Raw genomic sequence first — 25,423 nt, forward strand, 5'->3', positions numbered from 1 at the left:
AGCTTTAAATTAGGAGGGAGAGTTCAAAAACGAAGAATTGAACAAACTTTTTAGCTCAGGAATGCGCGTCACATTTCCAGAGCGAATAAAAAAGTCTGCATATATCTTGGCAGTTTTGTAGATGGAGTTAGGGTTGCTAGATTGAAATAATTTTTGATTTTCACCTAAATCAGTTAGGTTTACTCCGTCCAGAGAAATTGTATTGCTAGGAATTTTTAAGGCCTTGCTAATGATCGCGTTTCCTTCCTGAACATTTGCCCTCCAGTAAGTCGAGGCTTCCAGCCATCCTCGCACAAATCCACGAACGTCTTCCGGGCGATCGCGGATTATCTCACCGCGAAAGACAATCAGATCTAAAATCAAGCCAGGGGTTTGTTTGCTGGTAAATAAAATATCTCCCCCTAATTTAATAGCTTCAGAAAGATGGGGTTGCCAAGTGTGTCCGGCTTGAATAACATTATTTTTCAGACGTTGAGGAATTTCTAAAGCTTCTGATTTAACCAACTTCACATCATCGCTGGTTAAGTTGGCAGTTTTCAACATCTCCGTCACAAAAACTTCGCTAAAACCGCCTAGATTTGCACCCAGCTTTTTCCCTTTTAAATCAGCGACAGTTTTAATTTGTGATTGGGCAACTACCACATCTGCTCCTGTTGATTCATCTACAACCATCACGCCTTGTATATCAGGATTTGTGGCGCTCAAGATGATAAAACTGCCCAAGGACGATGTAATCCCATCATATTTACCCGCACTGAAATTTGCTATTTCCAATTGGTTGTATTGTTTATGAATTAGTTCCACATCTACCCCTTGGGCTTTGAAGAATCCTTTTTCTTGAGCAATGATGCCCGGATACTCGCCAACAAAAGATGCAAATTCTACTTTCAAGGGAGGGCGTTTTAATTGGGTTGGTGTTGAAGCATGACAAGCAAATAGCAAGCAGGTGGTAATTATAAAAATACCAACGTGTCTGAGTATTTTAAACATAGCAAACTTAATATTTTCTAATTATTACTGATCAAAGGTTCAGCTAAATCAACTAATTTCTCAAACTCAAATTGTCGGGCAAGTTTTGTTAAAGATTGAATTAGGAAAGTTTCTGTTTTAGGAATTTCTTTTATTAATTCCATAACCAAATTTGTATTGGCTTCTAAAGCTGCTTCATATAATTGATTAATCCATTCTTGCTCCATACAAGTTAGACTATCAGATGTTAAAGATTTTTCTTCTATATGTTCCAAATTTGCAGAATGAGTTTCAGCAAATATATATTTAACACCCAAATGTTTAGCCAGTGCATCAAAAATTGTGTGTTCGGCAAAGGGTTTGCGGAGAAAGTCATCACAACCAGCAGAAAGAACTATGGCTTTCTCTTCTTCTAAAACACTCGCTGTTAAAGCTATCACCGCCGTAGCATTACCTTTTGTTGTGGATTTGATATATTTTGTAGCCTCATAACCATCCATGACAGGCATTCTCATGTCCATCCAAATTAAATGCGGTTCCCATGCATCCCAAATAGTTATGGCTTCTTGTCCGTTACTAGCTTCTTTGATCTCAAATCCCAAAGGACTCAGAAGTTTAAATAAAAGCTGTCGATTAATAGGCTTATCATCCACTGTAAGAATTTTGTAAGTAGGCTGGCCAGGAGCAAGCGCCAACACACGCTGCCGCCCTTCTGTACTATTGCTGATTGTTTCTTGACCCAATTTCGCCTGAATATAGAATTGAAAAGTTGTTCCTTTTCCTAATTCACTTTCAACGGTAATATCCCCTCCCATCAACAGCACAAATTTACGACTAATTGCTAAACCTAAACCAGTTCCTTCCTGCATTTCTCTTCCAGCTTGTGCTTGAATAAAAGCATCAAATAATTTTGGCAGTTCCGCAGATGCAATACCCACACCAGTATCTCGAAGACAGAAATGGAGGCTAAAAACATCCTCTGTTCCTTCATCCCCCTTTTCCACACTCAGAATAATTGATCCAGTGGGAGTAAATTTGATTGCATTGCTCAGTAAATTAATTAAAACTTGCCGGAGTTTTACTTCATCGGTGCAGATATGATTGGGGACGTTTTGACTACGCTCGAATATCAGTTCTAAGCCGGCATCACTAGCCCGCAAATGCAACATATCTTCTAAATCATCCAGCAAGCGATAGAAGTTAAAATCATGTATATTTAGAGTTGTTTTACCGGCTTCGATTTTCGATAAATCAAGAACATGATTAATGAGTGTTAGTAAGTAGTCACCACTACGATAAATAATCCCGGCATTTTCATACTGGTCAGGAGGGAGATTATTAGCCCGTAACATCAATTGCGAAAACCCAATAACTGCATTGAGGGGCGATCGCAATTCATGACTCATATTGGCAATAAACGCGCTTTTGGCCTGGTTCGCTGCTTCGGCTTTGGTCGCTAGTTCCTGTGCTTTAGCTTCACTCTCTTGTAAATCTCTAGTGCGTTCAAAAACTCTTTGTTCTAATTCTGTATTAACTGTTTTCAGATTTAACCTATATTGATTGTTTTCTGTGACAATAGCTAACATAACCATAGTAGTCACAGATATTACACCCATAAACAATTGTAATAACAAAATTGAATTACTTTTCAAAGCTGCGTCATAAAACACTCCTAAGCGATAACCCGTGGCAACAGCAGCTAAGGTAGATATAATTGCCACTAATACAGTAGTAACTTTACCACCAAAGCGAAAAGCCGACCAAAATAAAGGCGGTAATAGTAAGTACTCTAATGGGGTTGGTTGAATAAAAGTAAAATAGCTAACTATTGATAAAGTAATTACTGTTGCGAGTATTTCCCAGTTGAGCCAAGATTTAACTTTAAAATTAGGTATTTTCTTAGCTAAAGTTAAAACAGGTGGAGCAAATACTAAAATTCCTATAGCATCACCAACCCACCAACCCAAGGAAATTTCTAAATATTTATGCCAAGGTTCATAACCACCTAAACAAACTGTAATTGCGCCTAATAAAGCTTGAAAAATAGTGCCAGTAAACAAACTACAAAGAGAGAAAATGACTACATTTTTAACTTGATTAAGAGGATAATTGGTTCGAGTTAATCGCAGTATTAGCGTTACAGAAATTAGTGAGCCAATAGTAGTACCAATACCGCCAATAAAAGCTAAAACTATAGTTTTAATGCCAATAGAATTAGCTAACATTGCTCCTAAAAAGACTCCAAACCAACGCGATCGCCCCCACAGCAACAAAAAGCCAATAGCAAAACCTGTAGCTGGCCAAACAGGAGTACCAAAAGCAGGAACAGACATTTTTTTCAATACCAGCCAAGAGACAACATAGTAGCTCATAGCAATAATTAATACATCAAACCACCAACGGGGATTTTGGTAGTCAACGCCGAGGCGATCAAAAATTCGGATTTTTTTCATAAAGAATAGGGAACAGGGAAATAGATTTTGCTTTCTTGACAAAACATCAGGAATCTGTTAATAATTGTAATTTGTGGAAACTTTACCCTTTAATATAATCTCTTGGCTAACGTCATTGTCATAGGTGCCCAGTGGGGCGATGAAGGAAAAGGTAAAATAACTGACTTACTAAGCCGCTCCGCAGATGTGGTGGTACGTTACCAAGGGGGAGTTAACGCTGGACACACAATCGTAGTCCAAGGTCAGACATTTAAGCTGCACTTAATTCCCTCTGGTATTTTGTATCCAGATACTGAGTGTATTATCGGCTGTGGGACAGTCATAGATCCACAGGTTTTGATAAAAGAACTCGAACAACTAGAAAAACTCAATATTTCCACTGCTAATCTGCTCATATCTCAGACGGCTCACGTTACCATGCCTTACCATAGGTTGATTGACCAGGCATCGGAAGAACGACGAGGAACTCATAAAATCGGCACGACTGGTAGAGGAATTGGCCCCACCTACGCTGACAAATCTGAGCGGATAGGTATCAGGGTTTTAGATTTGATGAACCCAGATGAACTACGTGACCAGTTAGAGTGGACGATTAATTATAAAAACGTCATTTTAGAAAAGCTGTATAATCTGCCGCCCTTAGATCCGCAAGTGGTGATTGAGGAGTATTTAGGTTATGCAGAACGCTTGCGTCCTTTCGTCGTCGATACATCGTTGAAAATATACGATGCGGTTTTACGACGACGGAATATTTTGTTTGAAGGCGCACAAGGTACATTGCTTGACCTAGATCACGGAACTTATCCCTACGTCACATCCTCAAACCCAGTTGCTGGGGGGGCTTGCGTTGGCAGTGGACTAGGCCCGACAATGATAGATCGGGTGATTGGGGTATCGAAAGCCTACACTACAAGAGTAGGAGAAGGTCCCTTCCCAACGGAACTAGATGGCAAAATTGGGGAATTGTTGTGCGATCGCGGTGCAGAATTCGGCACAACAACGGGGCGTAAACGTCGCTGTGGTTGGTTTGATGCTGTCATTGGTCGCTATGCAGTCCGCATTAACGGTATGGATTGTATAGCAATTACTAAACTTGATGTTCTCGATGAACTAGAGGAAATCAATGTTTGTGTAGCTTATGAGATTGATGGTGAACGTTGCGAACACTTCCCCACTAACGCCCGTCAATTCGCCCGTTGTCGTCCCATCTACAAAACCTTACCAGGATGGCAAGTGTCAACAAGTCACTGTCGTAAGCTGGAAGATTTACCACAGCAAGCACTGGACTATCTGAAATTCTTAGCCGAATTAATGGAAGTCCCGATTGCGATTGTCTCCTTGGGAGCAAGTCGAGATCAAACCATAATTGTAGAAGACCCCATCCACGGACCAAAACGCGGTCTGTTACAGCCAGATGGTACACCTGTCTCTCTACTGAGTGCATAGCGCTAGTCATTAGTTATTGGTCAACTGATAACTCACAACTCACAACTCACAACTCACAATTACTATGGCAATTACAGTCGAATCTCAAAAGCGCCCAGAAGGTAGCAAGCCAAACGCTTTGCGCCGTTCAGGGTTAATACCTGCAAATTTGTACGGTCACAAAGGTGCTGAATCAATTTCTCTAGTAGTTAATGCTAAAGTCGTTGAACGCCTGCTCAAACAAGCTATTCCTAACAAGACAGAAATTCAACTTGATATTCCTGAACTTGAGTGGAGTGGTAAAACCGTGCTTCGTGAAGTTCAGATTCACCCCGCTAAAGGTACAACCTACCACATAAGTTTTTTTGCTGCTAAAAACTAAAACAAGTGTAAATTTTTTATTTAATATCACTTGAAGTTTGTAATAATTACTGTTAAAACCAGGGGTTTAATCCTGGTTTTTTTTGTTAAGCGCGTTAATATCTGAGCCAAGTATGGCCACAGCCAAGAATATCATGTCCGGTTGAATACTTATCATTTAGACTGACCGAAGAGGACGCTCCAGAGTGGGAGACGCGGTGAGGAAGTCGGAGTCTTGGCGGTTCCCGTCGAGTCCGTTCGTCCGAAGGACGTGCCGGAGGCATCACTTCCGAACCCGAAGGGCGACGCGGAGAGTCGCCTATGTCCGACGTTCGACGCAAATGGTTTCAAGCCCCCGACTTGAGTCGTGGAGAAGAAAAAAGACATTCCTTGCTGGAATCCCCTGGCTTTAGACTTGGGGTGTAAGAGCGTCCCCGTGTAAGAGTGTCTTCTTCAATCCTGACTCCTGACTCCTGAATTCTGCTGTAAGTGATTAGGCGGTCATGATATAACTATATGCGTTTAGCTGAGTAATCTTCTCTTCTCCTGTCGGAGACACTACGTTAACGAGACGCTGCGCGAACGAGAAGCCACCCGACGGGTGTCTATATCTGCGGTTAAAAATCCCCAAAACTATGACACAAACAACTCTTCCCACATTAATTCAGCAAATGTTACAGCCAGGATTTTATCCCCATGCGGTGACAGAACCAATTCAACTAATTCAAACTCATGTTTCTTATGTATTGCTAACGGGCGATTATGTTTATAAACTCAAAAAACCTGTAAATTTTGGCTTTTTAGACTTTTCTACTTTAGAAAAACGCCAGCATTTTTGTCAGGAAGAGTTCCGTTTAAATCAGCGGGGAGCAGGTGAATTGTACCTGGAAGTTTTACCCATAACTTTAGCTGGAGAACAATATCATGTAGATGGAACAGGAGAAACTGTAGAATATACAGTCAAAATGCGCCAGTTTCCTCAAGAGTCTCTATTTAGCGAACTTTTTGCCGAGGGTAAGTTAAATGACAGTAACTTAGAAAATTTGGGACGAGTGGTAGCTGAATATCACGCCAAGGCAGAGAGTAATGATTATATTCGCAGCTTTGGAGAAGTGCCAAAAGTGCGGTTAGCGATTGATGAGAATTACGGACAAACTGAAAAGTATATTGGTAGACCTCAGACACAAGAACAGTTTGACCAAACAAAAGAATATACAGATAACTTTTTTGCTCAATATCCAGAATTATTTAGCAGCAGAATTGCCAATAACTATATTCGTGAATGTCACGGAGATTTACACCTCAGAAATATTGCTCTGTGGAATGACAAAATACTGTTGTTCGACTGCATTGAGTTTAATGAGCCGTTCCGCTTTGTTGATGTTATGTATGATGTGGCATTTACCGTGATGGATATTGAAGCGCGAGGCCGTAAAGACTTGGCAAATGCCTTCTTGAATGCTTATGTAGAGCAAACTGGAGATTGGGAAGGTTTGCAGGTGTTACCTTTGTATTTAAGTCGTCAAGCTTATGTCAGGGCTAAGGTGACTTCGTTTTTATTAGATGATGCCAGTGTACCTGCGACTGTGAAGGATGAAGCTGCAAACACAGCATCTGCATATTATCGCCAAGCTTGGGAATATACTAAACCCAAACAAGGACAACTGATTTTGATGTCGGGTTTGTCAGGTTCTGGTAAAAGTACCACAGCTAGATATTTGGCACGGAAATTGGGAGCAGTTCACTTGCGTTCTGATGCGGTGCGGAAACATTTGGCGGGAATTCCTCTGTTTGAACGTGGTAGTGATGAAATCTATACACCTGAGATGACACAGAAGACTTATGAACGGTTGTTGACATTGGGAATTACACTGGCTAATCAAGGCTGGACAGTAATTTTAGATGCTAAGTATGATCGTCAGCATTTACGCCAAGATGCGATAGCTGCGCTGACCTCCGGTAACGCTCAAGCACAACAACATCAATTACCTCTACAGATTATCCAATGTAAAGCACCCCTAGAAGTACTCCAAGAGCGTCTTGTTAACCGTACTGGTGATATTGCTGATGCTACTGCTGATTTGTTGGGTTCTCAACTTAACCAAGCTGAACCTTTTACAGAAAAAGAGCAAGCATATATTAAAATTTTGGATACAACTCAACCACTAGAGGCACAATTACAAACATTAATTTCTGAATAGTTTTTTAAACCAAATTGGGATAAGTTACCTTATTTACAGCAGATTGCAGATCAATGAGGTACAGAATCTAAATTGAAACCTAGACACCAAGCCTTTTTTACTCCTGACTCCTGACTCCTGACTCCTGACTCCTGACTCCTGACTCCTGAATTCTGCTGTAATAATTTTCCCAATTCAAAATCTAAAACCCAAAATCCACAATTGGTATATGGCTCCCAAAAATAATCTCTTAGGCGATATTTTGTCTTCTTCGCCAAACTTCTTTTCTCAACTAGTCTTTGGGTTCATTTTAACCATTATCGCCAGCTTCACAGGAGCCTCACTCATCCTGAGTCTCTTTGTGGGTATTATGGGTGGTTTTGCTTTAGGATGGTTCACCATAGTCAACGAAAATAACCCCCCGATCCCAAATGTAGCTTCTAATGATGGCATCGATGCTGCACTGAAATACTGGTTATTTTTCATGTTCTGCTTTGTGTTTTTGGGTTATTCCGCACCGTTAAGTATCTTATTTGGGGGATTTTCTGCTGTCGGTGGAGGCTGGATTATTGCTTGGTGGAGAAGTAAGGAAGAAGCTAGAATTGAGCCGACAGATGAATTTGTTGAAGAAGAAATTGAAGAAACCAATGAGAGGAGTACTAAACAGCAAAAGAGAAAACCTATCCGCCGTTATCGTCGCGCTCCTGGAAGTTTCAATTTTCGGTTTTGGCAAAGATAAGATTGGTGATTGGTCATTTAGGAGAAGAGGCAATTACGCATTATGAATTATGTTCCTATATCTTTCTAAATTATTGCCTCTGTTTTTTTACCCTTTGGGATTAGCTAGTGTCAGCTTGATAGTGGCTTTGGTAACGTTGTGGAAACGTCCACGAATTGCGGCGATCGCTATTAGTCTATCTTTAATTTTATTACTCGTGTGCAGTAATGGTTGGGTGGCTAAGTCTTTGGTGCGATCGCTAGAATGGCAAAATATCCCTGCTGCCCAAATCCCTAATGCAGAAGCTATTGTGGTCTTAGGTGGTGCAACTAAATCAGCAATTTGGCCACGTCCGACTGTGGATTTAAGCGAACCAGGAGATCGGGTTATTTATGCGGCTCAACTCTATCGGCAAAAAAAAGCGCCTATAATCATCTTGAGTGGCGGTCGCATTGATTGGCGTGGTAGTGGTTCCCCAGAGTCAGCAGATATGGCAACTATCCTGACATCTATTGGTATCCCAGCCGAAGTAATAATTCAAGAACCATTTTCTCTCAATACCTATGAAAATGCTGTCAATGTCCGTAAAATTCTGGAATATCGGGGAATTAAACAGGTATTATTAATAACTTCTGCCATGCATATGCCGCGATCGCTCAAAATATTTCAGCGTCAAGGTATTGATGTTATCCCTGCACCAACTGACTTTTTAGTTAGCAAAGGCGAATTCCAAGAACTAACGAACACTCCCAAAGCCGCTATACTGAATTTATTACCAGATTCTAATAACTTGAATCAATTTACCAGTGCTTTAAAAGAATATATTGGCAGTTTTATTTATAGCTTACGGGGTTGGTTATAAGAGATTTCTGACTATGCTTCGACTTAACTTTGTGCCATTCGGAAATGCTATTTGTGCAACTTAAAAGCGCGATCGCTTAGTCCTATCGTCTTTACTAACTATCTTGAAACTGATACCATTTCGGAGGAATTTCTGCTGGGTTCTGACAAATTACTGGTAGCCAAGTCGCACAAGGAAATTCATCTTCTAAACCTTGTAGCTTAGAACGTGCCTCACGTACAGATTGATACAAAGGTTTATCACTAGAAAATTCTGTCAGAAAATTCTTTAAAAATTCCTGTGCTACTTTATCGGGTACTGGTTCTCGCATCACAATCATTTGAGGAATATGTAAATCCGCTAAATTAGTGGCTATTCCCAAACCATCACAGGAGTTAAAAATTGCCAGGTGCAAACCCTGACTAATAGCTTTTGTCATAGCATTTTTTAACTCAGCAATTGTTAAACTATCAGTTTTGTTAATGTGAAAATAACCAATTTCTTCTGTTTCAGATTGAGTAAAACTGTGTCCAGCAAAAAAGAGGATATCCCAAGGTTGTAGCCAAAGTTCATCATTTAGCACTTGGCGTTTGGGTTCTACTAAAAAGTTTACTTCTGCATTTGCTAATTGTTCAAGTAAAAATCTATCTTTTTGTGTATTAATACCAGTGCTATCTCCCAATATTGCTAATATTTTTACATGAGATTTCGATGATTGAGACTTTTCTTTTTTTTCATAAACAGTTGAAGAAAGAGCAATTTCGGCTTGAGGATAACGTTCAAAAAAATCCCACAGTTGCAATGGTATCCGTCGTAATTGGCTATCTTCTGTTTGCAGAAGCATCCGAATAGATTCTGAGGGATTTAATTTTTCTAGTAATTGCTCTTTAACAGGGCGAAATAATTCGGAATTTAACCATAAGTTCACTTGCTTTTTTAACGCATCTGCCAATTTATCGCATTCTCTGAATAATTCTCGCTTGCTAATATTGGTAACTTGTGTTTCTGGAAACTTGATTCGCAAAATTCCCTGTAAACTTTGACGATATGCAGTTTGCCATTGATGATATGCTAAAGCTAATTCTGAAGCTGGAGGTAATTGACCCGTGAATTCAAAATATGGGCTTTCTCCTTCTAAGCTAATTTGTAGTGTAACTGGAAATCCTGTACTTAAATCACCTTGACCTAATTTTAAAATTACTAACTTTCCCTCTGGTGATTTTTTCACAGTAGGGGCTAAAATTTCGATAAATTTTTTTAAGTCATTTAAATGTTCATCTTTATCTTTTAATTGTGCTTGATATCTTGCTTCTAACTGTTGGAGAGCGAATTCATAATTTTGAGTAATTTCCGCGTGGATTTTTCCCTTATCAGTTGCTTGTGGTACATCTACACGCACCACAACAACACCATCACCCTTATTTTCAATACTTTTAATTGTTAAAGGGATATCTTCATTTTCTATTTTTACTTTTGCTAAAGCCGCAGATAAAGCCTGTAAATCTAAACCATTACGGAAAATACAATCAACAGTATTTATCGCTACTTGAAATAATTTAGTAAATTCTCCAAGAGCAAATTCTCCACTGCTAGGACGACGTTCTTGTTGATTATTCAAAAGATAAACATAATCACAAATCACTTCTTCTAATTGAGTTGTATTGTCAATATTCCAAGATTCTATACAAGCTCCAGTTAAATTTGCTTTTTGAAAGTTTGTACCTGTAGCTTGAGTTTTAGTAAGATTTGCATATTCTAAATTTGCACCTTCTAAGGTTGCTTGACTAATATCACTTTCGGTTAAATTAGCATAACTTAGGTCTGCACCTGCGAGGTTTGCACCCTTAAGATTGCAACCTGCAAAAGACTTTTGCCAACCTCTTTTAGTAACAAGCAAACTTCTCACTTTTGGGTTATTTAAAATAGTACTACCAAACATAGCATAGTCAAGTTGTTTGGCAGAATAAAAGTTGCTATGAATTAGAGTTACTTTTCTTATATCTATAGTTTTGAGATTAGCATTGATAAAGTTAGCTGATCTGATGTCAGCATTTCTAAAACAGGTTCCACGAATGCTAACTAATGCAACAGCTAGTTTGCCAACTAAATTGTATTTTTCATTGAAATTTATAGCTTGCCAACTAACATAACCATTAAGCAACGTTACGAAAATATTCACGCTGATAGCACCAATAAAGATTTCAATAAAATCACTAACAATATCTCCAGTAGAAAAACCCATAATAACAGCCATTTTCGCAACAACAAGAGAGCCAGGAATTACTCCAATTATGCTTAAGGTAATTACTGTTATAGCAAAATAAATAGCAATTATTCCCGCAATAGTACAAGCTATTGTTCCAATCAAAAAAGCAACTGTAATGGCAACTAGAAAAGAGCCAGTAATAAATGGTATAACTACTACTTGAGGAAATATTCCAGCAAATATTCCACAAAAAGCTCCCGCAATGGTGCTAATAATGATGACAGCTACTAAAGCATCTCTTATCCCTCGGAAAATAGTAACAGCAAATAAAACTGTAAGCGCAGTAAATGATGCCAAAAAAATATAAAGATTTGTACTATAAGAAGCCTTAAGTACAAAAGTTACTAAATAAGTACCCGAAAATCCTGAAAAAATGCCTGATATTATAGATAGTAAAAACGAAACTATGAGCAAAAAAGTTGCCCAATCATTTTTAATACCAGCTTTCACATTTTGAAAATTAGCATTTCTCAGAATAGCATTAGTAAAATTTGCACCCCGAATATCGGCGTTACTAAAGTCTGCACCTGTAAGGTTTTGACCACTAAAGTCATGACCTTGAAGATTTTTCCCTGCAAAGTTAAGAAGCATCAATAATACTATTATGTAAATGAATTTAATGTAGGTAGGGTTATTACTAATTTTTCCATAACCTACATAGTTTAATTGAACTAAATCACAAAATCTTCATGAAAATTAGCATCACCTAAAGTTAGTTTTACACTAAACTTTTCTCTCATCTCACAGGTAAATTTAAGCTGAACATAAACATCTGCACGTCTAGCAGTGACTTCACGCAATATTTCTCCAGAATCATCTAGTAATATTAACTTTAAATCTGGTGGTAAATAATCATTATTGCCTGTGGGGTAAACTTGCAACATGACACCAACATCACCATCAATTTTTTGTAAAAATGCCACAGCTAAAGCTACAGCTTTACCAGCAATATCCATACCTAAATCAATTAGTTTTATTCTTCTGACACCAGCAGCAGGATTTTCTGGGTCAATTTTCCTCAAACTTTCTACAGCTATCCACAAAGTTTCATCATCTGAGGTACTTCTCAATAAACTGACTAAAGCTTGAATTGCATCTACATTACCTACGGCAATTTCTCCTAATCGTTTAGCAGCATTTTGACGTTGATTTTCTTTATTGTCTGGTGATAATTGTTGAATAATTTCTGCTATTTCATCGCTATTTTGCTGGAAATTTTGAAAATTATGACTGCGAGTTGCTATTGCAAAGTTTGGTAACGTATAAAAATCCAGCCATTCTGATTCAAAAATATTTTGCCACCAGCGACTAAGATTAATATATATTTTATTTATTTTGGTATTAGATTGTAATAATTCTTGTTCTACTTCTAAATACTCATTGAGAAGTTGATTGGTAAGATTCACACTTTTAACATAGGCGCGATAAGCTGCTACTGGTATTGTTAATACATCACTCCAAGCTTTTTCTTGTTTATGAAATAAAGCACTTATCGGCATATCTAAAGCTTTTCTTTTTCCTACTTTTAATCCCAATCTTTCAATATCAAAAGTTTCTGGAGGCTGATTTAATAACCCATGATGATAGTCTCCATTAGTTAGCAACATATCATAAATATCACGTGATAATCTCTTTCCAATCGGTTGTAATAAGTTATCAGTAAGCATGGGTTTTACGTGCCAAGTTTCAGCTAATAAATCTTGTGATAAACCAGAAATATCTGCGGGAATAAGTAAATCAACATCGGAAATAAAATTAATTTCCGCAGATAATACCATGACAGAAACAACATTCCATTCTGATTCGGTTTCACTATCTGATTCCAACTTCATGACAATCATGACATAGCGAGATGGAGTATTACCTTGTAAAAAACTTTTAGCTTCTGTTGAGTAAAGTTTATTTTTTTCATTAGCAGAAAATTCTCCCGGAAATTGTAAATTACGGCTTAACTCCCAAATTTCTCCAGGTTGTGGTGTTGATGCGGAAAATCTTCGCGCATTAGCAGATTTATTATTATCAAAATTTGTCAACATAGATTTATATTTCCTGATTTTCAAGGATAGCTAATTTTATTAACAAGTAAGTCCATGATTTTATGCTGAGAAATCAGGAACTTATCAAATATTTGTTCAGTCTTTTATTGGTGATTTTTCCTTGCTGAGTCATAAATAGACATATATTTTCATGGGGATAGAAATATAGGACTTACGAAAGATGTGCTTGAAAACCTGATTATTGCTATAGGTAATTGATCAACTACCGCTACTTTCGTTCTGTTTTGCATAAGTCCTGAAATAAAAAACAAAGAGAAATACCAAATTTCACTACCATTTGTCTTCGGATCTCTTGCGATTATTTTTAATATTTTGCTGTTCGCGTTTGACACCATCAACGTTCACTAATCCTAATTCTATGGTGATAAGTTCAACTAATTGCTTCCAACGCTTGGAAACTTCCCCTTGACTAATTCCTAGTGCTGAGGCTTGTTGAATTTGGTTGTGATCTGCTACCCTGAGTTGCCATAGTTTGAGATAGTTCCGTTTGGAATAACGGGAATCTAGATCGATAATTGCTTGTCTGACTTTGAAAATTAACTCTGCATGAGTTACAGCGTCTAAAAGGTTAAACTCGTCAGCAATTGTATCACCCATAGATAAATCAGTTCCAGTAATGGGTGCATCTAAACTTGGGTGATTTCGCAAAGATTCTTTTTTGACAAAATTAATAATTTCACGCTTTGCCACAACTGTAGCCCAACACGGAAATTCTTCAATTCCTCCTTGAAACTTGCCAGCGTTGAGCGCTTCATAGACTTTCATGATAGCGTTTTGGGCAGCATCTTCCCAAGATATAGAACTGCCCCTAGTATATTTTTGGGCAATCTTGGTGATTACTTTTTCAAGTTGTGGATCAATAGGTGGATGCTTCATAGTCCCTGAAACTAGGTTTAAATACATAATTGCCAAATCTCAGTTTATCTAGAAATAAAGTAGATACAAAGAGTACAAGAATCACTAAAAAGGGCGGCATAGCAAGTGTAGATTGCTTAGAACGACTAATATCAGGTTTATATGTTCCTGAATATTTACGTAATTTTACTGTAGAGGTATACGTAGTTAGATTAAGCACTTATCGTATAGAGTGGGTGATTGGATTTTATGCCCTGAGTGGTGACTGAATTTGGACTAAAAAGCTTTTTGAAAAAGGGTTTGATGGCTTTTTTTTATATCCTATAAAAATTTTTTAGCAAATTTTGGAATATTTTGTTTTTCTCATTTGTTGTTGAAAGTGAGGAGAAAAAACTGCTTCTCATGATTTCAAAGAATTAAATTTGAGGAAATATTCATGAATCAGCATCTAAAAATTAAAAGTGCAATTCTTGGTTTAATTGTAGCTGCAACAGCTACTCCTATATCTTTTCCTATTTCCACTTCTGCTGAATCATCTACTAGTTGTGAGTAATAAAACTAGAATCACTTTCAATCATTAGTCTGCAATCAATAGCGAGCAATTTATGAGCCGTCAAATTCAAAAACTTCTTAGTTTTACTGCTGTTGGGTTGTCCAGTTTATTGAGCTTTATCCCTAGTATCGTGTTTTCCCAACCTATCTCTGGATATTCTCAACCTATTTCTTCCAGTTGGTGTACTCATCTAACTGCACGACGTTTTAATGTTGATCTGAATAATGACAGAGTAATTGATGCTATTTGTCGTGATCGAGTGACTGGTCATCTTTGGGTAGCAATTAACCGTAGAGGCGCACTCATTGAAGAGTGGGTATTTCCCAACTCTCGTTGGTGTACGCACTCAGGTGCTAGTATCTTCGTAGCTGATCAGAACAATGATGGACGTGCCGATCTCGTATGTCGTGATAGTGCAGGTTGGTCATGGGTTGACTTTGCGAATGAACGAAATTGGTTTGCTGGAACAGATCAAGCAGGTCCTAGACCTGATTTTATGATAACTAGTATTAGAAGAGGTTCAAGAGGATTGTCTGTAAGAGTTAGTAACTTAGGATCATCTGGACAAGTAAAAGGACTAGCTTGCAACACACTTGGACGTTTTACCAGTAGAATTGAGAATTTTGTGTTGAGACAAGGTGAGAGTAGAACAATTGAACTTGCTTTAGTACCAGTATCTAGACAAATCACTAAATGTACCGTTACAGGGCTGGGAGTAGATAGGAGTGCCGAAATTTTTGTATCAAACAATACAAGAGAACAGCTTTTTTGAATTAAGATGCTTGATGAGCGCCAAAACTCCTAAGAAACACATTGCGTTGAGTCAGAAATAGGGATGAGTTCCAAGCCCAAAGCCTGAGCTTTTTTCTTCAAGTTTTTCAACGTGCGCTCTTGTTACCTTTTGCCATCTCTTCAGATAAAGGGCTGGCACTTGTAGGAGCATTAATTCATGAAATACGCTGACATCAAATTATTATTCCCGCTATTTCCACGGTAGAAAGTTTAGCTTGGAGACGGATTGTAAAAATAGGGGAACTGAGTTGGATAAAATCACTAGATCGTATTGCCCCGGCAATGATTTTTAACCTGGCGATAGAGTAGCGATCGCTTTTATTTTAGATTTAAGCGATCGCATTTTTTAAATTTGGGATTGAAGAAGGAGTCAGGAGTCAGTAGCCAGGAGTCAGAATCAATCAGTCGAGGATTCAGACCTGCGACTGATTAAAGACCACCAAATCTACGATTTGGTGGGGGTCTTAAACCCGGTTATTCATCCGCCACTCGCACAGAATACCCAACTGAATTCTGACTACTGACTCCTGAATTCTGTTCGATAATTTTTGCAATAGGTCTATTAATTATTTTTGTCTGAAGAAGTTACTATCATGTAAAGGGAATACTATATCAATTACCCATTACCAATGAGTAAAAACTTACCATATATTGTCCCATCACCTCAGCCGGAAGTTGACGAAACCTTTGCCAGCTACCAAACAACCCACCAATTCTATCATGAAGTTCACACACGTTCTGAATTTGAGCGTCATTGCCAGTGGTATTCCACAACCGCAGCCCAAAATCGCAGAGACTTAGAAAAAATGCGCGGCGAACTGAATATTATGCAGTGGTTTTGTCGCCGCTAATGAATTATTTAAATAACTTCTAATTCATCCTCGCGTAAATGAGCTTTAAATTTTTTACTAAACTGGACTAAGAGTGGAAAGTTAGCGCTCACAGGTCTATCGTTCCATTGAGTAACGATAGCGCTGATTTCGCCTTCTGTACCTTTGATTTCAAAAGCCTGGCCGCGATGCTCAGGATGATGATAAACCACTACCGATTCTTTAACACGAACGCGATCGCCAACTTTCATAACATTACTTACATTTAACTTTTGCTGTTCCACAACCATCTCCACAGCTATCCGTCACTGAAATTGCTTTAATGAACTGTTCCTCAAGATAGACTGTTGCTGCTATCCAGAGTTAGATGGTCATTTTCAGCATCGAGCGGACTCTATTACTGATTTTTCACGCTTGGATGATTTTACCATAGATGGGCAATGGTCAAATATGACCTTATTTGCGTTCTGGACATAATTGCTGTACTTTTTGGGGAAGTTGCTGACAAGCTTGCCCAAAAGATTGAGGATTTAGTTGCCACCAAGCCAATAAACCCAGACTGGCACTTCCTAGCAGCAAAGCGAAGAATCCCACCAGCATGACCACAAGCTTACCCCGATTTGGTTGTTTAACGGGAATTTGGGCAGGTTCCTCTGTCAAATCCAAATCCAGCAAGGTTTGAGAACTGTCTGCTAATGATTCTACGGCTGGGGCTTCTAGTTCTGAAGATTCCACTTCTGATGCTGTTATTACTGGTTCCTCTGGTTCAATAGGTTCTATTACCAAGGGTGCAGGTGTAATCGGCACTAAAAAGGCTTGAGAGATTCGGCAAAGTGTGATCACAACAGATGTATTATCTTGACCATTTTTTTCATTTGCCAGCTTCACCCATTTCTGGGCAGCATCTGCCACTGAGAGTTGACCTGTTAATAGTGGAATTGCGTAATCTTGCCAAGATTTTTCCACCCAGTCATGATCACTTAAACCATCTGAACATAGCAACAAAATCCCGTCTTCTTCCAAGATCAAGCGCTTGATGGCAAAGTTGAGAAATTCCGCTTCTTTTGTGCCTAATGCTTGGGTGAGGGCATTGGCATTAGCTGCTTGAATTGCTTGGCGATACAGACTCTGCCCAAAGCATACTTCCCTTGTGGCCATATCATCATCTATTGTCAGTAATTGGCAATAGTTGGGAGTTATCCAGTAAGCACGACTATCACCAACAGTCGCTAAGTAAAGTTCATGGGCATTTTCTGACTCCCAGCCAGCCGTTGTGACTACTTTTTGTGGTAGTTGTATAGCCATAACTAAAGTCGTTGCCATGCGTTCTCTACCTTGGCGGTTTTGTTCGTCATTGCGTGACCAAATCATGTTATTCACTACCCGCAAGCTGGCAGCTAATTGCTGCTGCAACAAGTCTGGGGGCACAAATTCTGTTTGTTCGGCGACATCTTTTAGCAAAGCGCGAATTTGCAACTTCAGGGACTGCACTGCTAATTTACTGGCAACTTCGCCGCCTTCATGTCCACCAATGCCATCACAAACAATTGATAAATGTGGGTATAAAGAGTCATTTAAGTCTTCAGAGTGACTGGGGTAACAGGTGTCTTCGTTGTGCCTCATGACTACCCCTGAATCTGTCACCCCTGCGACTGTTAGCATTAAGGGCAACTCAGATGCTGATATTAGTAATAATTGATTGAGTTGGGTGGCTATGGCTGTGAATTCTGCCTCTTTTTGGCACATTTGCTGGACTATGCTGCTGAAACGTTGGGCAATTTCTGTTTTTGCCACTGCTACCCAAGGCTGCCAGGATTGACCCAAATCCTGTAAGCTGATTGTCTCTATTGTGGGGTGAAGTTCTAACAACTTTACACACCAACCTTGCACAAGTAAGTTATCTGCTATGAGCAAACTTTGGGCTACTCCCAATTCTGATAATGGTGTCCACAGTTGGAGAATTTGCCATAGCCAGTAAACTTGTCTGACTGCTTTTGCTTCTTCCCAAGCTGCGGTAATAGTTGGGTAGAGATTTCCCATTTCATCTATGGGCGCATTTTCTAGCAGTAAGATGTCACTAGCATCTAAGGAACTAGTAAATCCGTAGGGTTGGGGGATGTGTAACTGCTGTTGATATAACTTGAGGTAAGGAATAACTGTTTTTGGCAATTCTGACGGTACTTCTGGTGAGAGTCTTGGTTGAGTATCTAGCCAAATCTGCTGTGTAATTACTTCATACCTGTCTGCTACCAATGTCCCTGGTAACATTTTCGCTGCTTCTGTGCCAGTCGCCCAAAGATAGCGATAAACTAGGGGAGTTTGGCAACTGACACAAAACTTATCTCCGACAGAATTAATCGGTTGATGACAGTCTGGATTTGGGCAATGAATGATCTGTTGAGTAGAAATCATAATGTATAAATTATAAAGAATGAATTAACTTGTGAATTTCGATTAAGTTTAGCTGTCAATGACTAGCAGATTATAATAAACTCGGTTTGTGTACCCCAGGCTACACCTTATTAATCAATTTAATCAAAAATTGCCTGTTAAAATTACCAAGTTTTATTTTCCGTAATTCGTTAGGGCATGACTGTATATAATCACAGGAATATATTTAGCTGAATGTAATGTAGTGTCTAGGATGGCGCTATGCCAATTTTTACCTTAATTTGGCTGCTGGCAGGATCGGTTCTGTGTTTAATGGAACTGTTTTTACCATCGGCTTTTGTGGCTTTCATGATGGGAATTAGTGCTTTTGCAGTGGCGGTACTGTCTCAACTCGGTTTAGGAAGTGTCTGGCTGCAAGTCGCTGTTTGGCTGTTGCTTTCCACAATGCTGATTTTACTTTCTCGGCGATTTTTGCAACCACGACGGCGCAAGTCGAAAATTCAGGATGCAGTCATTGCAGAAACTTTAACAGAAATTCCTGTGGGACAAATAGGGCGGGTTTTATACGAGGGTAATTCTTGGCGGGCTAGATGTGATGATGACAAACTGTGTGTACCACCTCATCAAAGTGTTTATGTGGTGAGAAGGGAAGGGACTACTTTAATTGTGATGCCAGAAAATATTTTGCATTCTTAGTCTGTGGTGATTGGTTTTGTAAAATCTAGACTCAGCAATTAGGAGAATTATTATGGAACAGTTTTTTTTACTTGTCTTTTTGGCGCTTGGTGGTTCTGCTGTTGCCGGATCTGTGCGTGTTGTCAATCAGGGAAATGAAGCTTTGGTGGAAAGATTAGGTAGTTATAACAAGAAAATGCAACCAGGACTAAATTTTGTTCTGCCTTTCCTTGATAAAGTTGTCTACCGAGAAACTATCCGCGAAAAAGTCTTAGATATTCCTCCCCAAAAGTGCATTACCCGCGACAATGTGGGGATTGAGGTGGATGCTGTGGTTTACTGGCGGATTGTGGATATGGAAAAAGCCTGGTATAAGGTGGAAAATTTGCAGTCGGCGATGGTTAATTTGGTGTTAACTCAAATTCGCTCGGAAATGGGACAATTGGAGTTAGATCAAACTTTTACTGCCCGTTCTCAAATCAATGAGCTTTTGTTACAGGATTTGGATGTTTCTACTGATCCTTGGGGTGTGAAGGTGACAAGGGTTGAGTTGAGGGATATTATCCCTTCTCAGGCGGTGCGGGAAGCAATGGAATTGCAAATGTCGGCTGAACGACGGAAACGGGCATCAATTCTCACTTCTGAGGGCGATAGAGAATCTGCTGTTAATAGTGCTAGGGGTAAGGCTGATGCTCAAATTTTGGATGCTGAAGCTCGACAAAAATCAGTAATTTTACAAGCTGAAGCTGAACAAAAAGCGATTATTTTAAAAGCGCAAGCCGAACGCCAACAACAAGTTCTCAGGGCGCAGGCTATTGCGGAATCAGCAGAAATTATTTCCCAAAAAATTAGAACTAACCCTGAAGCTAAGAAGGCTGTGGAAGTTCTGTTTGCTTTGGGTTATCTGGATATGGGGACAGCTATTGGTAAAAGCGATAGTAGTAAGGTGATTTTTATAGATCCTCGCACTATTCCCGCTGCTTTAGAGGGGATACGTTCTGTGGTGTCTGATGTTTCTACTGACTCAAACCCTCAGTAATATCGTGTTCGGTTCAAGACTTATAATTAGGGCAGACGCGGGGACACGGAGACGCGGATATGGAGACGCGGAGACACGGGGACACGGAGACGCGGATATGGAGACGCGGAGACACGGGGACAGGGGGACGCGGAGAAAATTAAGAATAACTTAATCACTAATGACCAATCACCAATCACCAATCACCAATCACCAATCACCAATGACTAATGACTAATTTCTTGACATTGGTTACACAAGCCAAAAAATTCTAAGGTGTGATAAAAAACTTTGAATTTATGGCTGGCTTTTAATTCTGTTTCTAGTTCATGGACGGGACATTGATGAATGGGTATGGAAAGTCCACATTGTAAGCAAGTTAGGTGATGTTTGTCTTGCTGGGTGAGGCTGTAGAGGGCTTCTCCATTAGCCAATGTTCGCACCTGAACCTGTCCTTCTAGTTTGAGGGCTTCCAGTGAGCGATAAACTGTTGCTAAACCCATGCTCTGACTGCGGTTACGTAGTTCTATGTAAAGATCTTGGGCGGAAATTCCTTGTTTAATGTTTTTTAACAGAGTTAAAATTCGCTCTTGACTGCGGGTGCGTATGGCTCTCATAGCAATTTTAGATTTTAGATGGGGAATTATAAAAATTTGGTATCATGGATGACTATTTTAAATTAGCATCTGTTTGGTATAACTGGTTTGTGATTATATTTTCACCCAGTTGGAACAGTAAAGTTATAGTATAGCGATCGCAGCATTCAGCAAAAAGACCTGTGCAAAGAAAATATTTAGCTAAAATTTTCGTGACGCTTCGGCCTTCAGTCTTAGATCCTGCTGGTGTGGCTGTACAATCTGGCCTCAAGCAACTGGGATACGATAATGTTGAGCAGGTGCGTATTGGCAAGTATATGGAAGTCACCATCATTTCTCCTGAGGAGACTAAAGCGCGTCATGACCTAAATCAAATGTGTGACCAAATGTTAGCAAATCCGGTGATTGAAAATTACCGCTTTGAGTTGATTGAGGTGGAATCACAAACGGGAGTGTTCTGAAGTAGGTAATGAGTAATTGGTGATTGGTGAATGGGAAATAACCATTACTAATCACCAATGACTAATGACTAATGACCAATGACTAATGACTAATGACTAATTATGAAATTCGGTGTTTTAGTTTTTCCAGGGTCTAATTGCGATCGCGATGTGGCTTATGTCACTAGAGACTTGTTAGGACAGCCAACGCGCATGGTATGGCATCAAGAGACTGATATTAGTGATATAGATGTGGTGATTGTCCCCGGTGGCTTTAGTTATGGGGATTATTTACGTTGTGGTGCGATCGCTCGGTTTTCGCCTGTGATGCCACAGGTGATTGAACACGCACAAAAGGGTAAGTTTGTCTTGGGTATTTGTAATGGGTTTCAGGTATTAACTGAGGCTGGTTTATTACCTGGGGTATTAGCGAGAAATCAAGATTTGCATTTTATCTGCGATCGCTCTCCCTTGAAAGTTGAGCGTAATAATTTACCTTGGACTCAAGGTTATGCAGAGGGTGAAATTATCACTTTACCCATTGCTCACGGAGAAGGGCGATTTTATGCTGATAAAAAGACTTTAGCAGAAATTGAAGATAACGGACAAGTTTTATTTCGTTACCAAGGGGAAAATCCCAACGGTTCATTAAACAGCATTGCAGGGATTTGTAATCTTCAAGGTAATGTTTTAGGAATGATGCCACATCCAGAAAGAGCAGCAGATTCTGCGTTAGGTAATAGCGATGGTTTGCGGTTGTTTCAGGGATTATTGGGGAAAGTGGCAGCTTTGGTGTAACTATACATCTGTAATATTCTCAAAAATCTAGGGTGGGCAATGCCCACCTTATTTAATAAGTATTAAGTATTGACTTGTCAAGACGCAAAGCATTATTATCTAGTAATTGTAATTATAAAAACAATAATTAAGGGTGCAAATGAACAAAATAACAATAAATCCAGACTTAGCCAATGTGGATTATACTGATTTATTAACGAAGATATTACAAGTTTTACAGAAACCGAATCAACAAATATTTAAACTTGTTGATGATAGTAAACATTTAGAAATTAATATTGATCAAGTAGCTACTGAAGTTGCTAATTTGCAGGTAGAAAATCCCTTGGGAGCATCTGCAAATAGTGTTCGTTCTGCTACCGTAAATATTAGTCCAGGTTCTGAAGAACAGTTTCGGACTCAAATTCATGCAATTAGAGATTGTGTTAAGAAATTATTAGAATCATCATTAGGAAATAGTGAATCAATAGAGGAATTTGTTAGTAAATTAATTCCAGATTTACAAACATTCAAAGGAAAAACATCTAACTTAAATTTTACCTATCCTTTTCCTCGTTATGACAATTTGCAAAAGCAACGGTTAACTTTTAATAAAAAAAAATCTGAAAACAGAGAATTGCTAAAAGTTCATAAGCTAACTATTTCTGTACAGAAAACTCGTGATTTTGAGGCAGAATTGCGAAAAGGTTTAGAAAATTATATTCGGGTTAAATTTGCGGGTGCAAATCCTGAAGAAAAACAAGACTTAGAATATATTCTTGAAGATTTAGAAAAAGATAAAAATTCTGACTTTTTTCGTTTGCGGGATGTTGTCAACAAGGAAACATTAGGTAAACTCAAAAAACAAGCACAGATAAATTATTTAGAGTTTCTGCTAGAAAATATTAACACTAAGACTAGCAATTTAAACTTAAACGCCGCAGGTGCTATATATTTAGAAGATTTGATTAGAAGACTAAGACTTATAGAAAAATACATCAACGATAGTCACAAAGGTGATGGTGATTACCTCGTCAACTATGCGGGTGCTGAACTTAATTACAAAGATGCCTTTTCTCGTGGTGAAGTATTTGATAAGCTGCCTATTATTCCCATAGTACAAGGTTTTTTGGGAGAAACAAAAGATGAAAATCGGGGAGAAATTCAATTTGTATTTGGACTAAAATTGAAGTTTGATGGAAAAGTTCATACTGATGGTGGTAAAAGCGTTTTTGATTATCGTCTCAATATTCTTAACCCAGATAGTCAAGAACATAAAGATGCACTTGCAGATCCTTTACAGCGAGAATCATTTGCAAAAGAGGTATTAAGAATAGCATTTTTGTACTATTTTTTATTTGCGTCTCCTCATAATCCCAAAAATGATAATTATGATGTAAACAATGAATTAAAATATGATCCTTTAGAAGCTTTTGAGAAAAAGGTAATTCAGAAATTACGGGGTTCTGATGAAACAGCAAAAGAACAACTGCTTCGGAATATTTATAAATACTTACAAGAATTTAATGTTCAGTTTAAAATCAATCGTCTCAAAGGTGTATTGCAAAATCTTCTCAAGCGCACAACTTCCTTCCCTACAAGAGATTATCCTGTACATATTTCTGTAAAAAATGGCATTCTTGAAGAAGATACCCAGAATATTTTCAATAACAATACATTTTTTAAACCTGTTCTGAGAAGAAATCCCAAAGAAGTTCTGAAATACATATCTTTGGGAAAACCGAATACAGAAACAAATTCTCTTTGTACCTTACCAGCTAACGTTACTATCCATGACATTCACTTTTTTGCTACAGATGATCAAGAAACCTTTAGCATGGAATATGATTTAACTGGTATTCGTGCATTACCAGTAATTTTTGCACCTTTAAATGATCCAAGATGTTTAAAGATTTACGATCAACATTTTAAAAATCGTCAACTTTTATTATTTCCCTATCGTTTAGAAGATAAAAAACTAGAACCTCATCAAGCTTTTGTTTATAAATTTACTTATGGGTTGCTTGCTTATATCTGTCTGAAAATTTTATTAGACAAGCAGAAAAGATTATTTATTCCTATTCTCAGATTACACCTGCATGGGAAAGATGATGATGCACCGATAGAAAAATTTATAGTTTCTTTATCTGGTGTTTTATCTCATTTATTTAACGAAACACATCGTGCTAATGAACAAGGAATTGATATCCGAGATTTGGGATTTAAAATTCCTAATACCATGAGTTCTTTGTACTCTGTTTTACCCAAAAAATTTAGTTTCAATAGTTCTTCAAAATCTCCCCAATTAGACAAATTAGCAATTATTATTGTCTCCAGTCGTGAAAGTGATCGGGGGTGGAGTGGTTCTGCAAAAATATCCAACTTAATGGGGGAAATTATCGGTGTAAACATGAAAAATGGAGTAGTTAAATTTCAGTTACCGACAACTTTTTCTGACAACTATAACCAGATAGAAATGTATACAAATCCCAGCGTGATTATTGATAAAGTAACTGAACTTTACCAATTGGGATACAAGCACATTGTCTATATTGCGAAAGCACCTTTTACTAGCACATTACACATGACACAGACAGATGATGATGATGGACTTTTCTTCATGTCAAGAGATGTAATTAGAGGTTTAAAATCTGAATATCATGATATCAAAATCTATCCGATGTTTTTTGATAAATACTATGCGGTTAGACTAGAAAATATCGAAGCAAGTTCTTTATATATTCAAGACACAATAGAACTGACAAATTTAGTCGAAGATCCTAGCAAAAAATCCGTTGTATTTTTCAATTTATTTAATGGAATGAAAGTAGGTAAAGAGGAAGAAAGATATTATAGAGGTGTAATTTCTTATGCGACGCTGTTAAATATTTATCAAGGAATACTTGACGATGAAGATATCCACAAAGGACTTATTTTTGATGGTTCATTAAAGGACGACATATTGCAATATTTGACATTATTTCACTTTTCACGCTACCAAAAAGCCGACAAAAAAATTCACATTAAACTAGATCCCTACGACAATTTAATCGGAGATAAATCCGTTGGTAAACTTTCTTTGTTTAATCATATTAGAGGAAAAGGTGAATTTAACTCTTTAGCATTTTTAACTCTGGTAAGAACCATTTTAAACGCAGAGTGACGCTGAGGTTAACGCAGAGGAACATAGAGTTCTCTTTCTCTGCGCTACTCTGCGCTTTACTCAG

Annotated in this window: 20 protein-coding genes; 12 read left to right on the forward strand and 8 right to left on the reverse strand. The window is 38.4% G+C overall.

The features are described 5' to 3' along the window. Positions 1–9: 9 nt before the first annotated feature. Both H6G68_RS00695 and H6G68_RS00700 read right to left on the reverse strand, forming a co-directional pair. Positions 10–990 carry an ABC transporter substrate-binding protein gene (locus tag H6G68_RS00695; RefSeq protein WP_190904900.1) on the reverse strand — a complete coding sequence of 327 codons (981 nt, stop codon included), beginning with the start codon at positions 988–990 and terminating at the stop codon, positions 10–12. A gap of 17 nt (positions 991–1,007) precedes the next feature. Continuing rightward, on the reverse strand, positions 1,008–3,422 hold the full coding sequence (locus H6G68_RS00700; RefSeq protein ID WP_190904901.1) for an MASE1 domain-containing protein: 2,415 nt from the start codon (positions 3,420–3,422) through the stop codon (positions 1,008–1,010). Between the two features lie 102 nt (positions 3,423–3,524). On the opposite strand from H6G68_RS00700, the gene H6G68_RS00705 reads away from it, so the two are divergent. The 5 genes from H6G68_RS00705 (at position 3,525) to H6G68_RS00725 (ending at position 8,967) form a co-directional block, all read left to right on the forward strand. Beyond that, positions 3,525–4,868: an adenylosuccinate synthase gene (locus tag H6G68_RS00705; protein ID WP_127056435.1), complete on the forward strand. Its 1,344-nt coding sequence runs from the start codon at positions 3,525–3,527 to the stop codon at positions 4,866–4,868. A 64-nt stretch (positions 4,869–4,932) separates the two neighbouring features. Next, complete coding sequence (rplY, locus tag H6G68_RS00710; protein ID WP_190904902.1) at positions 4,933–5,229, forward strand: 50S ribosomal protein L25; 297 nt, start codon at positions 4,933–4,935, stop codon at positions 5,227–5,229. A 613-nt stretch (positions 5,230–5,842) separates the two neighbouring features. Next, the gene (locus tag H6G68_RS00715; RefSeq protein ID WP_190904903.1) at positions 5,843–7,408 is read left to right on the forward strand and encodes a bifunctional aminoglycoside phosphotransferase/ATP-binding protein; all 1,566 of its coding nucleotides are present in this window, start codon (positions 5,843–5,845) and stop codon (positions 7,406–7,408) included. 208 nt (positions 7,409–7,616) lie between these two features. Further along, the gene (locus H6G68_RS00720; protein WP_190904904.1) at positions 7,617–8,126 is read left to right on the forward strand and encodes a hypothetical protein; all 510 of its coding nucleotides are present in this window, start codon (positions 7,617–7,619) and stop codon (positions 8,124–8,126) included. Positions 8,127–8,175: 49 nt separating this feature from the next. Then, positions 8,176–8,967, forward strand: coding sequence for a YdcF family protein (locus H6G68_RS00725; protein ID WP_190904905.1), 792 nt, complete (start codon positions 8,176–8,178; stop codon positions 8,965–8,967). Between the two features lie 94 nt (positions 8,968–9,061). Here H6G68_RS00725 and H6G68_RS00730 read toward each other — a convergent pair whose 3' ends face one another. From H6G68_RS00730 to H6G68_RS00740, 3 genes are all read right to left on the reverse strand, one after another. Then, positions 9,062–11,803: a pentapeptide repeat-containing protein gene (locus tag H6G68_RS00730; RefSeq protein WP_199332455.1), complete on the reverse strand. Its 2,742-nt coding sequence runs from the start codon at positions 11,801–11,803 to the stop codon at positions 9,062–9,064. 80 nt (positions 11,804–11,883) lie between these two features. Further along, a complete protein-coding gene (locus H6G68_RS00735) occupies positions 11,884–13,248 on the reverse strand; it encodes a DUF1822 family protein (RefSeq protein ID WP_190904906.1) in 1,365 nt (454 codons plus the stop codon). 291 nt (positions 13,249–13,539) lie between these two features. Next, on the reverse strand, positions 13,540–14,145 hold the full coding sequence (locus H6G68_RS00740) for a sigma-70 family RNA polymerase sigma factor (RefSeq protein ID WP_242045091.1): 606 nt from the start codon (positions 14,143–14,145) through the stop codon (positions 13,540–13,542). A gap of 584 nt (positions 14,146–14,729) precedes the next feature. On the opposite strand from H6G68_RS00740, the gene H6G68_RS00745 reads away from it, so the two are divergent. Together H6G68_RS00745 and H6G68_RS00750 are read left to right on the forward strand one after the other, a co-directional pair. Next, entirely contained in the window at positions 14,730–15,449 is a 720-nt protein-coding gene (locus H6G68_RS00745) for an FG-GAP repeat domain-containing protein (protein ID WP_190904908.1), read from the forward strand. Positions 15,450–16,098: 649 nt separating this feature from the next. After that, entirely contained in the window at positions 16,099–16,320 is a 222-nt protein-coding gene (locus tag H6G68_RS00750) for a hypothetical protein (protein ID WP_190904909.1), read from the forward strand. A gap of 8 nt (positions 16,321–16,328) precedes the next feature. On the opposite strand, the gene H6G68_RS00755 is transcribed toward H6G68_RS00750, so the two are convergent. Both H6G68_RS00755 and H6G68_RS00760 read right to left on the reverse strand, forming a co-directional pair. After that, positions 16,329–16,601 (reverse strand): ferredoxin-thioredoxin reductase variable chain, encoded by a 273-nt coding sequence (locus H6G68_RS00755; RefSeq protein WP_127056429.1) that lies wholly within the window; start codon positions 16,599–16,601, stop codon positions 16,329–16,331. Positions 16,602–16,755: 154 nt separating this feature from the next. After that, on the reverse strand, positions 16,756–18,711 hold the full coding sequence (locus H6G68_RS00760) for a PP2C family protein-serine/threonine phosphatase (RefSeq protein ID WP_190904910.1): 1,956 nt from the start codon (positions 18,709–18,711) through the stop codon (positions 16,756–16,758). Between the two features lie 240 nt (positions 18,712–18,951). On the opposite strand from H6G68_RS00760, the gene H6G68_RS00765 reads away from it, so the two are divergent. Together H6G68_RS00765 and H6G68_RS00770 are read left to right on the forward strand one after the other, a co-directional pair. After that, a complete protein-coding gene (locus H6G68_RS00765) occupies positions 18,952–19,386 on the forward strand; it encodes an NfeD family protein (protein ID WP_190904911.1) in 435 nt (144 codons plus the stop codon). A 52-nt stretch (positions 19,387–19,438) separates the two neighbouring features. Beyond that, entirely contained in the window at positions 19,439–20,404 is a 966-nt protein-coding gene (locus H6G68_RS00770) for an SPFH domain-containing protein (RefSeq protein ID WP_190904912.1), read from the forward strand. Positions 20,405–20,610: 206 nt separating this feature from the next. Here H6G68_RS00770 and H6G68_RS00775 read toward each other — a convergent pair whose 3' ends face one another. Next, positions 20,611–21,000 carry a Fur family transcriptional regulator gene (locus H6G68_RS00775; protein ID WP_190904913.1) on the reverse strand — a complete coding sequence of 130 codons (390 nt, stop codon included), beginning with the start codon at positions 20,998–21,000 and terminating at the stop codon, positions 20,611–20,613. A 161-nt stretch (positions 21,001–21,161) separates the two neighbouring features. Between H6G68_RS00775 and purS the strand changes: the two genes are divergently transcribed. The 3 genes from purS to H6G68_RS00790 all read left to right on the forward strand — a co-directional run bounded on the left by purS (position 21,162) and on the right by H6G68_RS00790 (position 25,359). Beyond that, entirely contained in the window at positions 21,162–21,440 is a 279-nt protein-coding gene (gene purS / locus H6G68_RS00780; RefSeq protein ID WP_071191442.1) for a phosphoribosylformylglycinamidine synthase subunit PurS, read from the forward strand. A 102-nt stretch (positions 21,441–21,542) separates the two neighbouring features. Next, complete coding sequence (purQ, locus tag H6G68_RS00785) at positions 21,543–22,217, forward strand: phosphoribosylformylglycinamidine synthase subunit PurQ (protein WP_190904914.1); 675 nt, start codon at positions 21,543–21,545, stop codon at positions 22,215–22,217. Between the two features lie 139 nt (positions 22,218–22,356). Further along, positions 22,357–25,359 carry a hypothetical protein gene (locus tag H6G68_RS00790; protein WP_190904915.1) on the forward strand — a complete coding sequence of 1,001 codons (3,003 nt, stop codon included), beginning with the start codon at positions 22,357–22,359 and terminating at the stop codon, positions 25,357–25,359. Positions 25,360–25,423: the final 64 nt, after the last annotated feature.

The organism is Anabaena catenula FACHB-362 (genome assembly GCF_014698735.1).
Taxonomy (GTDB): Bacteria; Cyanobacteriota; Cyanobacteriia; order Cyanobacteriales; family Nostocaceae; genus Anabaena; species Anabaena variabilis_A.

Coding starts and splice junctions, on each gene's coding strand:
- H6G68_RS00695 (WP_190904900.1), bottom strand. CDS start 990: ATGTTTAAAATACTCAGACACGTTGGTATTTTTATAATTACCACCTGC.
- H6G68_RS00700 (WP_190904901.1), bottom strand. CDS start 3,422: ATGAAAAAAATCCGAATTTTTGATCGCCTCGGCGTTGACTACCAAAAT.
- rplY (WP_190904902.1), top strand. CDS start 4,933: ATGGCAATTACAGTCGAATCTCAAAAGCGCCCAGAAGGTAGCAAGCCA.
- H6G68_RS00715 (WP_190904903.1), top strand. CDS start 5,843: ATGACACAAACAACTCTTCCCACATTAATTCAGCAAATGTTACAGCCA.
- H6G68_RS00720 (WP_190904904.1), top strand. CDS start 7,617: ATGGCTCCCAAAAATAATCTCTTAGGCGATATTTTGTCTTCTTCGCCA.
- H6G68_RS00725 (WP_190904905.1), top strand. CDS start 8,176: ATGTTCCTATATCTTTCTAAATTATTGCCTCTGTTTTTTTACCCTTTG.
- H6G68_RS00730 (WP_199332455.1), bottom strand. CDS start 11,803: ATGCTTCTTAACTTTGCAGGGAAAAATCTTCAAGGTCATGACTTTAGT.
- H6G68_RS00735 (WP_190904906.1), bottom strand. CDS start 13,248: ATGTTGACAAATTTTGATAATAATAAATCTGCTAATGCGCGAAGATTT.
- H6G68_RS00740 (WP_242045091.1), bottom strand. CDS start 14,145: ATGAAGCATCCACCTATTGATCCACAACTTGAAAAAGTAATCACCAAG.
- H6G68_RS00745 (WP_190904908.1), top strand. CDS start 14,730: ATGAGCCGTCAAATTCAAAAACTTCTTAGTTTTACTGCTGTTGGGTTG.
- H6G68_RS00750 (WP_190904909.1), top strand. CDS start 16,099: ATGAGTAAAAACTTACCATATATTGTCCCATCACCTCAGCCGGAAGTT.
- H6G68_RS00760 (WP_190904910.1), bottom strand. CDS start 18,711: ATGATTTCTACTCAACAGATCATTCATTGCCCAAATCCAGACTGTCAT.
- H6G68_RS00765 (WP_190904911.1), top strand. CDS start 18,952: ATGCCAATTTTTACCTTAATTTGGCTGCTGGCAGGATCGGTTCTGTGT.
- H6G68_RS00770 (WP_190904912.1), top strand. CDS start 19,439: ATGGAACAGTTTTTTTTACTTGTCTTTTTGGCGCTTGGTGGTTCTGCT.
- H6G68_RS00775 (WP_190904913.1), bottom strand. CDS start 21,000: ATGAGAGCCATACGCACCCGCAGTCAAGAGCGAATTTTAACTCTGTTA.
- purQ (WP_190904914.1), top strand. CDS start 21,543: ATGAAATTCGGTGTTTTAGTTTTTCCAGGGTCTAATTGCGATCGCGAT.
- H6G68_RS00790 (WP_190904915.1), top strand. CDS start 22,357: ATGAACAAAATAACAATAAATCCAGACTTAGCCAATGTGGATTATACT.